Annotated in this window: 9 protein-coding genes; 5 read left to right on the plus strand and 4 right to left on the minus strand. The window is 53.1% G+C overall.

Going from position 1 to position 14,460, the window contains the following annotated elements; genetic code table 11:
* Nucleotides 1–11 precede the first annotated feature (11 nt).
* From WJU22_RS23665 to WJU22_RS23685, 5 genes are all read left to right on the plus strand, one after another.
* The gene (locus WJU22_RS23665) at nucleotides 12–1,361 is read left to right on the plus strand and encodes a hypothetical protein (protein ID WP_341840640.1); all 1,350 of its coding nucleotides are present in this window, start codon (nucleotides 12–14) and stop codon (nucleotides 1,359–1,361) included.
* An 11-nt stretch (nucleotides 1,362–1,372) separates the two neighbouring features.
* Nucleotides 1,373–1,672, plus strand: a complete 300-nt coding sequence (locus WJU22_RS23670; RefSeq protein ID WP_341840641.1) for a hypothetical protein — start codon at nucleotides 1,373–1,375, stop codon at nucleotides 1,670–1,672.
* A gap of 18 nt (nucleotides 1,673–1,690) precedes the next feature.
* A complete protein-coding gene (locus WJU22_RS23675) occupies nucleotides 1,691–2,281 on the plus strand; it encodes a hypothetical protein (protein WP_341840642.1) in 591 nt (196 codons plus the stop codon).
* Between the two features lie 11 nt (nucleotides 2,282–2,292).
* Nucleotides 2,293–4,047: an O-antigen ligase family protein gene (locus tag WJU22_RS23680; RefSeq protein WP_341840643.1), complete on the plus strand. Its 1,755-nt coding sequence runs from the start codon at nucleotides 2,293–2,295 to the stop codon at nucleotides 4,045–4,047.
* Nucleotides 4,048–4,154: 107 nt separating this feature from the next.
* Entirely contained in the window at nucleotides 4,155–5,354 is a 1,200-nt protein-coding gene (locus tag WJU22_RS23685; RefSeq protein WP_341840644.1) for a cytochrome-c peroxidase, read from the plus strand.
* A gap of 41 nt (nucleotides 5,355–5,395) precedes the next feature.
* On the opposite strand, the gene WJU22_RS23690 is transcribed toward WJU22_RS23685, so the two are convergent.
* The 4 genes from WJU22_RS23690 to WJU22_RS23705 form a co-directional block, all read right to left on the minus strand.
* Nucleotides 5,396–10,342, minus strand: coding sequence for a pYEATS domain-containing protein (locus tag WJU22_RS23690; RefSeq protein WP_341840645.1), 4,947 nt, complete (start codon nucleotides 10,340–10,342; stop codon nucleotides 5,396–5,398).
* Between the two features lie 80 nt (nucleotides 10,343–10,422).
* A complete protein-coding gene (locus WJU22_RS23695) occupies nucleotides 10,423–11,613 on the minus strand; it encodes a hypothetical protein (RefSeq protein WP_341840646.1) in 1,191 nt (396 codons plus the stop codon).
* Nucleotides 11,614–11,615: 2 nt separating this feature from the next.
* Nucleotides 11,616–12,749 (minus strand): MoxR family ATPase, encoded by a 1,134-nt coding sequence (locus WJU22_RS23700; protein WP_341840647.1) that lies wholly within the window; start codon nucleotides 12,747–12,749, stop codon nucleotides 11,616–11,618.
* 20 nt (nucleotides 12,750–12,769) lie between these two features.
* Nucleotides 12,770–14,323, minus strand: coding sequence for a caspase family protein (locus tag WJU22_RS23705; protein WP_341840648.1), 1,554 nt, complete (start codon nucleotides 14,321–14,323; stop codon nucleotides 12,770–12,772).
* Nucleotides 14,324–14,460 lie beyond the last annotated feature (137 nt).

The raw sequence follows: 14,460 nt of genomic DNA on the forward strand, positions 1-14,460 counted from the left end.
AAACCTCAATTATGAAGAAATTTGTATTGTTACCATTAATTGCACTCGTACTGGTCACCTACTTCGCCTGTACCAAGAACGAAGCCCCGTTCACCCCCGAATCCTTTAAAGACCCGTTCGTAAGTGAAGCGGCGAATTTCGTGAAGGGACAGGTTTCAACGTCGGAGTTCGAATCGCTGGACCTCCAGGGATATTCCCTCATGAAAAAGAATGAAAAAGAAGTGATCGGCGTACGCTTCAATGTAAAAGGGAAAGACGGCAAGCAGTTCGCCGTAGTCGGCAAAACCGCCAGTGGCCTAACGGGCAACTGGGTGGATGTATCCGAACTGGATGCGAACGCCAGCAAAAACGGTACGCTCGCTACCCGTTCGTTTTCCGGGGACAAACGCTCGAACGTTTCCTTCACGGAAGGCCGCGTTACGAAAGTCAACAGCACCGTCAACGGAAAATCGAAAACGACCGTATTGCGGTACGGCCCCAATGGCGAACGCCTGAAAACATCTACCGGCGCGAGGATTTCCGGCCCGGATTCGGAAGAAGGGATTTGGCTCCCGGAAGTAACGGTATACGGGTATTACAACAATTACTCCGTAAGCTACTTTAGCTTGTTCTATTACTTCAACCAAAGCCCGTCTTACACCTACACCTATCAAACTACCGATCCCTATATCTACGGATATGGCGGCGGCGGTGGCGGCGGCAGTTCTACCGCAGTGGTGGAACTGGCTCCCGTGGAAATCCTCAGCGGCCCCAGCGTCGATCTCAACAAACGCATCAACTGCTTCGGCAACGTACCTACCAACGCCAGCACCACCTATTCCATGACCGTTTATACCGATATCCCGGAAGACGGTAATCCCAGCACCGTGCTCTACGGCACCAATCCCGGCCATGCGTTCGTTACGCTGACGAAAACCAACGGCTCCACAACCGTCAGCCAGACTTTCGGCTTCTATCCCGCAAACGGCCTCAAGAGCATCACCTTCGATAACGTGACCAGCAAAATCGTGAACGACGCCTCGCACGAATACAATGCGAAGATCACCATTCCCAGCATGACCGAAGCGCAATTCAACAACGCCACATCTACGGCATTGACAAAATCCGGCAATTCATATGATCTGAATGATTATAATTGCACAGACTACGCCGTCGATATTTTCAACTCCGTATCGGTTCCCGGTTTCAGCCCGCTGAGCATCCCCGACCATGTGGCACCGGCAGGTGTCAACTACAAAACAACGCCCGGCGGATTGTACAAGGCGCTGAACCAGCTGAAAACGGCCGGCGGCTCCATGGCCCCGTACATTACGGTGGGTGTGGACGCCAATGGCGGAGCAAGCGGCGGAGAGTGTAACTAAATAAAACGCTTGTGAAGAAAGGACTACGGATATTCATGATCCATTTGGGGATTTTCGGGATGTATTTCGCGGCAACATCGTTGAAGTTCATCTTTGAAAAATCCCCAAACCCTACCGGGCATGGCCTGCTCATGGCAGGCTGCATGCTCGTCCATTTCGTTGCGGGAACGATATGGATTGCGGCGCGCCGCAAAACATTATCCCGCCCGGCCATCATCGTCCATATATGTGCGCTGATCCTGCCCATCGTTTTGTTCATCGTATTCAGTTCGGCTGTTTACAGATGGCTATGGGAATGGAGAGGCAATTGATAACCTAATTTTCAAACTATGAAAACACCCAGCAATCCAGTTAAATTCCTCGTCGCCTGCATCCTGTTGATGACCGCCGGAAAGGCGGCGTTGGCGCAGATCCGGTTCGAAGGGTACAGCCAGGATGCCGCGAAAGCCCCCATCCACCAGTTGTACCGCTTCCTGAAAGACGCGCCTACAGATCTCAAGCTGCCCGAAGAAAACCTCCAGCCCTCCAAAGTTCCGCTGTACGACAAGGTGCTTGCATCCTATTTCGACAATGCCGTCATGACCAAAAAACTCAGCGAAAGGGATGTTGACGTGCGGATCCAGTACCAGGCGCTGTACAGCATCGATAAAAGCATCGACCAGGTGCCGGCGGATTCCGTGTTCGCCATGCCGGCCGGGTATTACTACGACCGGTACCCGGAAGACAAACCCAGCGATCAGGCCGACTGGGGCCAGCGTTACGTGGTGGGCTACATCATCGCCGGTAAACATTATCCGATGCTCGACGTTTGCCTCGCCGGCAACCAGCGCTTCGCCTATATCATGCCTTACATTTACTTCGACCGCGAGAAAGGCAAAGTTGTCGAGGAATTTGCCCTCAGGCACCGGAAGCCATCCTAACACGACCGATATTGAACCGGAAACTGATTGTAGCCCTGGAACTGGGATACGTTGCCAGTGTATTTATACTTTGCATGTGGTATGCATTGTATAAATACACTTTTTCCTTCAACTACCAGCAGATACCGGAGGGCGGGCACTACCTCGCGCTGCCGGTCATCGCTGGTTCAACGGCTTTATCCGCAGCCTATGCGGCGATCAGGCATGCGAAATCGCGGTTCATGCCCGTTGATGGCCTTGTGATGCTGGCGCTCGTTGTCTTCGGGGCGCTGCTGGCAACCGGCAGCGGATGGTACAACCTGCATAACGAAGTTTGGGTCAACACCTTTTGTGCGCTGTCGATTTACCTGTTCCTCCGGCTGGGTGGACCATTCGCATTTCGCAAAGTCGTAATTCCCATTATCCTGCTGTTTTTCCTGCTTGAGTTATGCGTTGGATACGCCATGCTGTTCATCAACTTTGGCGCCGAACGTTTGCCCCTGCTGATCACGGGGCACCTGGAAAATTCGGGGCTGTACGCCATTTACCTGGTGCTGCATTTCCCGCTCGTCCATTATTGGGCATCCGTCAATATAAAAAGCGGGCGGGCGAAACTGGGGTTACAGGCGGTGGTCATTGCCGCGGCAAGCGTACTGGTTTTGATCGTACAGTCGCGGGCGGCGATGATCGGTGCGGCATGTTATGGCATCCTGCTGTTGATGGATGTGCCCTTTTGCCGGAAGCACAGGAAAAAGATTTTATTGGCAAGTGCCGTGGTGCTGCTTCTACTCGCGGCAGGGCTCATCTTTCTGAAGCCGGGCTCCGCTTTCGGGCGGTTCATTATCTGGAAAATCTCGTTGGGGCATTGGCAGGAATATATCTGGACGGGTATTGGATATGGCCGGTTTCCCGTTGCTTACCCTTCGTGGCAGATCGGTTATTTCGAATCGCTGCCGGTGTCGGCGATATCGGAGGTATTGTCGGCGGATGAGGTATATGTCGCCTATAACGAGCCGTTGCAATGGCTGACGGAAACCGGGCTGCCGGGGCTCGTAGTACTGCTGTACGGCATTTGGCGCCTGTTGTCCCATCAACACGAACGGCAGGCGGATCTTCCCCGCCAACTGCAGTCCACGCTGCTGATCCTGCTGGCGACGAGCCTGTTCTCCTACCCCCTGCACGTGAATGCTATTCTGATATTGGTATCGGCGATCATGGCTGGTCTTGCTCCACTTACGTTCCGAAAATACAAGCTGCCGGGTTTGCGATGGGGGAAAATCTGCCTGGCCGCCTTGCTATTGGCGGTAACGATCATTTCCACAGACACCTACCGGGTTGTAAAGCACTGGAACGGGTTGCAGGAAGATATCACGATCACCGAAAAAGAACGGGTTGCCGCTTACGACCGGCTTTACCCGGTGTTGAAATACAACCCGCATTTCCTGCTCGACTACGGCATTTTGCTACTCTCCCAACAGGATGAAAGGGCGGTGGGAATATTGGAAGAAAGTAAAAGCCGGTTGATCACTGTCGCCGTGCTGAACGCCCTGACGCAGGCATATGAAAGCCGCGGGAACATGCAAGCAGCCATCTCCAACGCTGCCGCGCTGGCCTGTTTCGTGCCCTACAAGTTTACCTACCGGAAAAATCTGATGGACTTGTACCTCAAAGCCGGTTTCCCCGAAAAAGCCCGGGAAACGGCCAGGTCGATCATTGCCATGCCGGTCAAAAAGGACGATGAAACGGTGGTGAATATCAAAAGGGTCGCGGGTTCCCTGCTGGAATGACCTGACCGGCCATATCCAGACTGCCGGCCAGTTTTCCTTCCCCTGAAAATAAAAGATAATTTACTCGTTATTTATTATCTTGACGGGCACAAACTGATAAGCAACCCATGCGCCCAGGCCTCCATCATGCAATAATGCTGCTCCTCGCCGGCGTTGTAACCGTCAACGCCTGCCATTCTCCCGACAAACCCGTCGGCCAAACCGCTGTTGCAGAAAAGAAAGCGCTCCCGGGCCTGGGAACCATCGATGCACTGCCGCTCACCTACCGCTCACCTGCCGACAACCCGTCTACCACCGAAAAAGTGGAGCTGGGACGGCTCCTGTTCTACGATCCCGTACTTTCAGGCGGCAAAGACGTGGCCTGTGCCACCTGCCATCATCCGGATTTCGGGTATGCGGAAAGTATCGACCTGTCGATCGGCGTAAACGGGAATGGCCTGGGGGAAAAACGGCGCTTCAAGGATGGCAACAACATCCCATTCACGAAACGCAATTCCCAATCGTTGCTCAATACGGCTTTCAACGGCATCGGGCCAGACGGGAAATATACGCCGGAAGCAGCCCCCATGTTCTGGGACCTCCGCGCAAAAGGCCTCGAAGAACAGGCTGCCATGCCGGTAAAGACTTTTGAAGAAATGCGCGGGCATGATTTCGGTGAAGATCAGATTGCGGAAGAAGTGGTAAAGCGCATCAACAGGATCCCGCAATACCGGCAGCTTTTCAAATCGGCGTTCCCCGAAAGCAACGACATCACGCTCACCAGCATCACCAAAGCCCTCGGTGCGTTCCAGCGTTCGCTTACGGCCGTGAATTCCCGGTTCGACCAGTACATGCGTGGCGACCGTTCCGCGCTTTCCCAACGGGAAGTGGAAGGCATGCAGCTCTTTATCCAATCCGGCTGCGCCCGCTGCCATAGCGGGCCCATGCTTTCCGACTTCAAGCCCCATGTACTGGGCGCTCCCGACAACGAAAAACTGCCGGCACCCGACTCCGGCATACAACGCAGCTATGGTTTCCGAACGCCCACACTTCGCAACCTGCGGTTCACCCGGCCTTACCTGCATAGCGGCAAGCTGCAAACCCTCAACGAAGTGTTGTTTTTCTACGAAGACCTTCATGGCAAGCCTTTGCGCAACCCGCATGTAGACCGCTCACAGCTCGATCCATTGGCTGCGGCGGTGCGGCTGGAGTTCAAAGACATTAATACCATCGTGGAATTCCTCAATACGTTGAACGATCCCAACTACGACAAAAAAGTGCCCGCATCCGTGCCCAGCGGGTTACCGGTGGGTGGAAATATAAAATGAGCGAAAGGTATTTCAATCCCGGCCCAGGTATTGCGGGTTTACTATTTCTTTGCCGGGCCGTCATCATCCTGGTAGTAAAATCCCTTGGGGGCGCCGGATATTTTGTTGAGATCCAGTTCCAGCATGGTTCCATCTTCCGTAATAGCCCCTACCACGAAGGCTTCGTAAGCTGATATGCTCACCTGTGCCTCGCCGTTCACCGCCCTGCGGAACCTGATTTCTTTCGTGAAGGAATTGTGGAGGAAAAACGCGACGTCGCCTGTTAGTGGTTCATCGGTAGTGGAAGTGATTTTTAATTTTACCTTATAGTACCCGGAAAGCGGGATCAGCGGGTCTTTCACAGTGGCGGTCAATTGTTTGTTGTTGACGATGTTTTCTCCTCCCCAGCGGCCTTTCTGTAGATCGTCGGGCACATGTACAGGGCGGTCTTTGTAGAGTTCCAACACCGAATACATAAACTTATTGGTAACATCCCGGTAATAAAACCCTGACGGCAAACCCTGCACATCGTTCAGGTCGAGCTCCAGCATGGTACCGTCGCTGATAAATGCGCCGACAGTAAATGCTTCGTAAGCGGTTACCCTTGTTTCGGCCCGGTTTTCCTCCAACTTTTCATACCAGATTTCGTCGTTAAATGAATCGTGGAGAAATATCGCGATTTCCTTCGCCGATTTGGTGCCCTCCACGCTGTCTACAAAAATGCGGACATTATATAATCCAGGTGCGAGCTTCTTTTCTACATTGGCTGTTAACACCCAACCATTGTTCGTAGATTTGCCACCCCAGCGGTTCTTTTGCAGATCGTCTTCCACCGTTATGCGGCGCTCCTTGTATAATTTCTGCACCCGTTCCTGGAACGACTCGGGGGCTTCTTCCAGCCTGACGTTAATGGGGATGGTGATGGATGTCCAATCGCGGCCGGGCAGTCGTACCGTTTGCCGTTTTTCGGCTTTTACTTCCCGTATCCCACGCGTTGTCTCCTTATTATATTCCAGCGCGTCCTGCTCGAGGGAATTCAAAGTGATCGGGACCTGCGAGATAAAAATTTTGATGTAATCATATAGCGATCTGACATTTCTACTCTTCAATTCACTTGGGATAATAACGCTTATTACATCCGAAACACGCCGGCCCATATCCATACTCAAAGTGTTTGTTTCACCTGACAACAGCCGACTTTCGCCGTTTCCCAAAAAACCATGTATACCAAACTCCGAACTGAGATAAAGGGCATTTACGTATAATTCCCGCCCCGACCCATCAATCGTTGAAACCAAGCTGCATCTGAATGCCGGTTGATGTCCATTGACGTAATTCAAAACCAGTGACTCCGGATCTACCAAAACACCGGAAGGATGTTTATCGGATGTATAATCTTTATATTCACCATCCACAAATGTCTCAAGTTTTACTTCCACCCAGTCCCTTTCGATCGTTGACTGCGTATTGTCCAGCTCCAGCATAGCCGTCCATTGCGCGATATACTCCAGTTGCTTGATGAATTCATATGTACTGATCTGGTAATCGAAAACCGGTTGTTGCTCCACTGACAGATCGTTCCGTACCAGGTAATACCTTGCTTCCATCGTCCTGACCAGGTATTTCGCATCACGTTCATTTTCCACGATGTCGATGTAATAAATTTCATGCCTGTGGATAGCATCTATCAACCTTTGATACATCATGCTTTCCTTATCCATATCGAATGCCAGCTTTACTTTAGGTAGCGCATTCTGGATGAGCGCCGCAGGATAACGTTCCTCCCGCGCGAGGCTTCCCTCTCCCTGAACGAACGAAAAACCCGGCTCCACGTTTGTTACAAACATTTCCTGACCGGCATCTGTCCTGAAAATCGTTCTCATAAAATTCAACGACGGCCGGATGCCAAGGTTCGAACCGGCATTCACGATCCAGCTTTCCTGCTTTTGGTTGAAACTGATCTCGTAGTCTTTTTCCGTTTTGGGGTTGCTGGTAAACAAAACGTAGTCCGAACAATCTTTCCGGTTTCCGGTCAGGTTGATTTTTATCGCATCCCCCATTTCGGCAGTTTTCAATTTCAGCCGCTGGAGCAATTGCGCGTAGGTAAGGTCTGTGGCGTTTTCGCGGAGGGAATCCATCAGGCTGGTGAAAAAGTCGTTCCGCGTCAGCACCTCGTCGCTGGGTCGTACCTCCTTTTCCAACATCACCAAATTCACAGGACTATCGTCCGGCAATCCCATCCGCCCCTGCGCTTCGAAACCGAAACCCGGGTTCGCGTGCGCATCGATGATGATGGTGAGATTTACTTTCCGGTTCCCCAAATAGCGGTTCAGCCAACCCCAAAGACTGTTTTCATATCCGGCGGCGGCAAGCCCGGAATGGGTATCATCGCTGAACATGACATCATACAGGGATGCTGTACCATAGCCAGTTTTGAGGCAAATGCCGGAGTAGAACAAAATACAGGTATCCCCGTCGTTCGCATGCTCAAATGGCTGCATGGCCTTTATGGCTTCGGCGCGCGTGGCCGCGGGATCGATGCTGATATCCAAGTCCATATCCAGCACTTCGCTGTAATTTTTCAGCCAGTCGGCAAATACACCGACGTTGTTGGCGGGATACGACATCCTGGTACGCCCCCTCAACGGCAAGGCGCTGATGCCCCAGCATACTGCCAGGATCTTCGGCGCGGGGGGCGCTGCTTTCATCTCAATTTTTTCATCAGGTTTCCCGCGGAACCAACGGTATTCATGGTTTGCCCAGGGCACCTGATAAGCGCGTAATAATCCTTCACTTTTACTTCCGTTCGAGTCCGCAAACCATCCTCGCCTGAATTCGGCATATTCGTCTGGGCTTCTACCTTCAGCGAGCCTGCGGAAAAAATCGATCGCAAAAGTGGCACCGTAATCGTCCCTGATAACCCCTTCACCTCCGAGCGCAAGCGCGCCGGTCATTTGCGCGGCCCAGGCCGCAAGGTGGCTGGCCCGGCAGGTATTCAGGATCAATACCTGCAAATCCCGCTGAAACTCCAGCAACGCCAGAAAATTAGCCGTGCGAAGTGTACCATCCGCCAACACCATATCCCCTTCTTCATCCTGACCCGAATAATAAAAAAGTTCGATCCGCCCGCGGTAAATTTCCGAATCGAGCGTCCGGGACAACTGGGTAATATCTGGATCATCGAGAATGAGCAGCTCGATGCCGGCTTTTTCAGTAAGATCATTCAACGTTTCCATGACCGCAACTTTCTCACGTTCCATTTCCTTCAGGCTTTTATGCGGATCTGAGAAAACCAGCAAAAAAACCGCCCCGCGCAAAGTATTATTAAATGTATTATTATTGAAGGATTCCAGCTTTTCCAGCACTTCAGAATTACCAGCTTCCCTACCATTCAGAAAGACGCGCCTGAACCGCAGTATAGCGCGTTCGAGCTCACCATCCATCATTCCGTCCACCCCTTTATGATAAAAACCGGCTTTTTGCAAACCTGACTGCAAACCAACAGTTTGACGCGAACCGGGAATCAGCGACGCATCCAGCATCCGCTGCGACGCGAATATCTGCGGGGCATGCTTCCTGCGGATGTCCCATTTGGCGTCACCGTATTGCTTCCGGACCTGGGGCATGGCTTCCAAACCCTTTACTACCTGGTTAAAAAGCCAGCGAATGCTCCCTTCCCCCTGCTTTCGTTTAAGTTGCCGTACAAGCTCGTAGGTAAAATATGAATAGGACTTATCGTCGATCTGTGTTTGCTCATTCTTGTAGGGCTCCTGGTCGATCGCGCAACTGGTTATGACCGCGCAGCTGTCTTTATCATTGCTGTTCATCCAACTGGGTGAACCTGAATAAGGCGCCTCCAGTACCAATATTACTTCCCTGCTCCTGAAATCACTCAACACGACGCGCATTTCAACCTCATTGAGGCCGTTTCCGGCATGACTCATAAAGGATTTTCTATTAGCCGGATCAAACACCAACTCCATGTCATCGTCTAAATAGCTTCTTCGACAATGGCAGGAAAAGTAAATCAGCACCTGATCATCTGCTGCCGCCGATTCCGCCAACTGGTTCAGCGCGGTCAATACCTTTTGTTTATCCCCTTCACCTGCCGGCAGGGACGTTACCTGCAATTGCGAAGCGGGCAATATATCCCGGAGGCAATCTTCCAACAGCGCCGCATCATTCCGTGTGCGATCGCTTTTATCCTCGGTTTCTCCCGAAACGATCAACGCTTTCAACATCGGCTGCGGGCCCGTATCCTTCAGTTGCTGCGCTACTTCGCGTTCCACTTTCACGGCGATCGCGCCTTCCTCCTGTTCCGCAGAAAGCCAGTCTTCCAGCCCTTCCCGGTTATCCAGCAAGGAAGTGAAACGTTCCATGTTCTGCTGCACCAGCGCCCTTCCCGCCTCCAGCCAGCGGCTTTGCTGCTCATAAAGTTGCAGCGCATCCCGTTCGGAATCTGGCAAAATCAACTCCAGCCGCTTATGCGTTTTGGTAAAGAAATCGATCGCCCGCAACAGTGACGTTTCGCTCCCGGAACGGGCCGCTTCCCGTATCCTGCTTTTCAGCAAACCCGCCACCCGAGCAGGCTGCGTGTAGGAAAGCACATCCATCTGCTGAAGCTCCAGGTATTGATCTCCCCAGATATTGCCGATCGGGTTGGGCTGGATATAATACTCGTTCAAAAACGCACTCAGCGTTTCAATAGGGGCAAATTGCCGGGCGCGCTTGGCTTCCGTGGCGGTTTCGGCTTTCAGCCACTGCAGGAAAGCCAGGCGGATGTCGGGATGCATCTCATACAATTCGTACCCGATTTCCCGGCAAAGTGGCGACAGCAGGAGATCAGCCACGGCGATGCGATGGATGGTTACCGACCGCGCGCTCCATTGATAGGTATTGAAATTCTGCCAGAGCTTGTATAACAGGTCGGGCGTCAGTAACGCCGGAACGGCCGCATATCCCGCCAGCAGGAAATGGCCGTAGGTATAATTACCATAAAACTGTTCCACGTAGCGGCCGTAAAACCATTCTACTTTCAGCAGGTCTGCCGCCGACAACAAATCTTTCGGAAAGCTGGCTGGTAACATAGCTAGACTTTTTGTTTGAAGATGGCCCGTAAAGTATCCTGGAAGTTGTATACATCCTGCTCGAATACCGAAACCATATTGAGATGTTTGATATTATCGGAAGCCGTACCTGGCCACCGGTGCCGGGGAACCGGATTCAGCCACAATACGCGTGCGCAATGTTCGCGGAGCGATTGCAGGAAAAGATCGGTCTGCTGCTTTCGGAGCCGTACCCGTCCTTTATCCGTATTTCCACGGGCGGCGCCGGCATCGCTGATCACTACCGCGAGGGTAACGTTACGGTTCGATTTCCGGAGCGCTTCTCCCAGTTTGACCGGGCCGGCCAGGTTGGCCTTCCGGTATACGTAACCGGCCGGGAAATTCTGAAAATAATATACCGGCGCCCGCCCGTGGCCACCATCGTGCTGCGCGGTGGCGATGAGGCGGTTCGTCAGTTCGTGAAACGGCATCATCGACCCCTGCACGTCGGCGAGGATGATCAGCGTGTCTTCCCGGTTACGGGTGCCCTGCCGGAATACGGGGGCGAGGAAAAGCCCGTCGCGGGCGATTTTGAACGCCGTGGCCGGCACGTCCACTTCCGTGGAGTCGAATCCCCGCTCCTTGAAGCGGAGGAACTGCCATCCTTTCACCATGTTGCGGCGGGTGAGTGAAAAATATTCGTCGGTATGGAGGAACCGGGGATCCGCAGGAAAAGGTTCTCCACCATCCTGGTCATATTCCCCGAAAGCAAGCGGCGTTTTGTAATACATCGTTTTCGAAACCGCCTGTGTTTCTTCGGGACTATCGTCTTTCGTTTTCCGGTTTTTCGTTTTCCGGTTTTCTTCCGCCCCGGTATCCGCTTTCTTATCCACGTTTTGCGGCTCCGGCGCCGGAGCGGGCGGCTCCGCGGGCGGCGGCGCTTGCGGTATCTCCATATTCGCCGCTGCCAACGCCGCATCCAGGAGCCGGTACAATGCAGCGCCCTCCCGGGCGATAGCGGCATCCAGGAGCTCGTCGAAGCGTTTTTCGTCGCGACTGTCCTGCAAATACAGGATGCGGCAAAACCGGCGGAAAGAGCGCAGGTCTTCTTCCACGGGAATCTGCCCCTGCATCAGGGCGGCCACGAACAGCCGGTATTTATCGAGCCAGCGCTCGTAACTGAGCGACAATTCAATCGCCTTGAAAAAATGCCAGAAGAATAATTGTTCGTTCATGCTCAGGGTATTGTACTGTCTGTTGCCTTGGATTGCCTTTCCTCCAGCTTCTTCTCCCGCTGAACGGCGGCCTGTGTTTTCAGCAGGGCCTGGTAATATAACGGCAGTTGGTCGAGGTCTTTTTCCGGATCGCTGATATGCCCATTATTGACATCGTAATTGTAAGCCAGGAGCCAATCCAGCAGTTCGCTGGTGGAAACGCGCTTATTGTCTGCCGGGTTTTCTGCGATGCGCTGCCGGAGGGAATGAAACACGGAAATGGCTTTATCGACGAACGATCGCTGGTTTTTCACGAGCCCGGGGATGTGCGCGTCGATGATGCGGACCACCTGCTCGTCTGAAGGGAACCGGATGTACATGAACAGGCACCTCCGCAGGAAAGCTTCGGGCAATTCGCGCTCGTCGTTGCTGGTGATGAAAATGATCGGTGGATAGCGGGCTTCGATCACTTCGCCCGTTTCGGATTCGGGAATGGTGAACCGGCCTTCGTCCAGCTCCAGCAACAGATCGTTCGGGAAATCGATATCCGCCTTGTCGATTTCATCGATGAGCAAAATGGACGGCGCTTCTGCCGTGGAAGTGAGGAAAGCTTTCGCCAGGGGGCCGAACGTCCGGTATTTCGTCATGTCCTCTTTTTCGACATCCGAGCCGTTTTTGGACAGCTGCGCATCCCTCAGCCGGGCCACGTGATCGAAATGATACAGGCCGTCTATGGCGCGGGAGGTGGATTTCACCTGCCATTCGAAAAAATGTTCCTTGTAGTGGTCGCCATACCAGTCAAACGCAACGGATTTGGCGAGCTGGGTCTTTCCGCTCCCGGGTTCCCCTTTCAACAAAATGGGCCTCCGGAGGATCTGCACGAGGCGCACGATCTCCTTCAGGTTTTCATCTGCGATGTAGGCGGCGATCGGCTTGCCTTTCACCAGTTTCTCCCCGCCGTCGCCACCATCCGGGGGCGCAAACCAGCCCGTGCGGGTGGCACCGTCGTACCTGAATTCCCTGACGGGACAGAGCGGTTCCACCGTGCCGATGTATCGATTGCCTGCTGCATCCTTGGAAATGAATTTATCGGAAACGAACGGAAACTCCGGATCTTCGGTCGGGAAAGGTTTGATTGTAATGTGATTATTTGCCATAAAAATTGAATTAACGGTAATTAATGCCATAGTTTGCTCGCCAGTTCATCGCGGTTGATACCGAGCTTATCCGATACCCCGTGCACGAAATCCTCGATCCTGCAGGTACCGGTGATGAAATATTGACTGATATCCAGCATTCTGAAATTCTCTGTATGGATGGTGCCGCACATGAGCTCGTGCCACTCGCTTACCAGGTTCTCTTCCAGCTCTTCCACGGCACTGGCCACAATAACATGCCGGTCTGTTCCCAGGGATTCCAGGAAATCTTCCGGTTTGAAAAACTTTTCCGTTCCCGCCCGCGTGTCCGCAATGATGACGATGAGGCTGTTGAACGCGATGTTTCCCTGCACTTCGGATTTGGCCTGTTCCAGCTCTTCCTGTAATTGCCGGCAGAAGGCGATCATTTCCCGGCTCCTTTCGGCCGATTGGAAACTGCAGCCGAGATAGAGCAACAACGGCCTGTGGGGCCCCGTTGCCGTGCGGAGCAGCCTGCCGCAGATATGCTGGGCGCACAGCCGCTTCAGGTTCCCGTCTTGTTGCAGGCCGGTATTGGCGGCCAGTGTTTTCCAGATATCGTTGTCCAGCTTATCCGGTTCCACCGAAATCTGTACAAAATCCCGGAAATTAAAATACATGGCCATTTTCAATTTCTCCAGGAGTACCTTTCCCTGCATCCGTTGTACGTTGAGGTTGTCGCAGATCGTGGTGATAACGATCAGATCTTTCCGGTTTCCTTTCCGGTATTGCCTGCGCAGCTCTTCCTTCTGCGTCTCGAAATTGAGGTGTTTGATAAAAATTTCGGTGAGTACCTCCACCGGCGGTACATCCGGATACTTCCGCCGGAAGGCGAATTCCGATTTCCCGCATTCGTTCAGGGGGCGGTATTGCGGCGTTTGCGTGAATCCTGCCACGCCATTTTCGTTCGCCCACCTTTCGATCAGGTGCTTCACTTCCGTCCGCAGCTCCTTTTCATTGAGATAAAACTCGGGCGCCGTATTCCTCGTCAGCAAATTGCAGAGCACGCTGGTGAATGGGCTGCCGTCAAAAGCCGCATCCATCGCCAATTCCAGGTTGGCAGCAGCAGTTGCGGCGTAGCGGGAATAGTGCATAGTCGGATGACTGACGCTCGCCCCTCCCAGCACAGCGCCGCCACAGCAGCAATCGAGGATCAACAGGAGGTTGCGGATTTTCTGCTGGCCGATGTAATTGCCAAACCGCTGAAAGAGGTCGTTAAACCCATACCAGGTATCCGCAAAACTGACGTCGGCTTCATAGGGCATGATGTTGCCAACATCCACGCCCGGGATATTGTCGCCATGCCCCGCGAAGTAAATCAGCAAATGATCGTCTGCCGTCACTACCTTCGACAATGCCTTCAAATGCTCCCCGATCTCGCGGCGGGTGGCCCTATCGTTGTACAGGCATTTGACTTCGGTGGTATTGTAGGGTATAACGCCGGGCATGCCGTCCAGCGCCGCCGGCGGATGTTCCGGGCGTTCGAAGGTATACCTGTCCAGCAGCAGCTCTACGAGCCGGGCGGCGTCTTTTACGGGCGTAGTCAGGGGTTTCAATCCCTTTTTTCGTCGTAGGCATCAATGGCGATGACGAATAGGTAATACTTTCCTTCCGGCAACCGGTCTGCGGGCCGGCTGGGAGCATCATCTATGGCACGTGTTCGAATGTCATCATTCACATTCATACGATTATA

The organism is Chitinophaga caseinilytica (assembly GCF_038396765.1).
GTDB classification, from domain to species: domain Bacteria; phylum Bacteroidota; class Bacteroidia; order Chitinophagales; family Chitinophagaceae; genus Chitinophaga; species Chitinophaga caseinilytica.

Bases quoted from the DNA above. Each gene is read 5' to 3' on its own strand.
- WJU22_RS23700 (WP_341840647.1), bottom strand. From the start codon at position 12,749: ATGGCAAATAATCACATTACAATCAAACCTTTCCCGACCGAAGATCCG.
- WJU22_RS23695 (WP_341840646.1), bottom strand. From the start codon at position 11,613: ATGAACGAACAATTATTCTTCTGGCATTTTTTCAAGGCGATTGAATTG.
- WJU22_RS23665 (WP_341840640.1), top strand. From the start codon at position 12: ATGAAGAAATTTGTATTGTTACCATTAATTGCACTCGTACTGGTCACC.
- WJU22_RS23675 (WP_341840642.1), top strand. From the start codon at position 1,691: ATGAAAACACCCAGCAATCCAGTTAAATTCCTCGTCGCCTGCATCCTG.
- WJU22_RS23685 (WP_341840644.1), top strand. From the start codon at position 4,155: ATGCGCCCAGGCCTCCATCATGCAATAATGCTGCTCCTCGCCGGCGTT.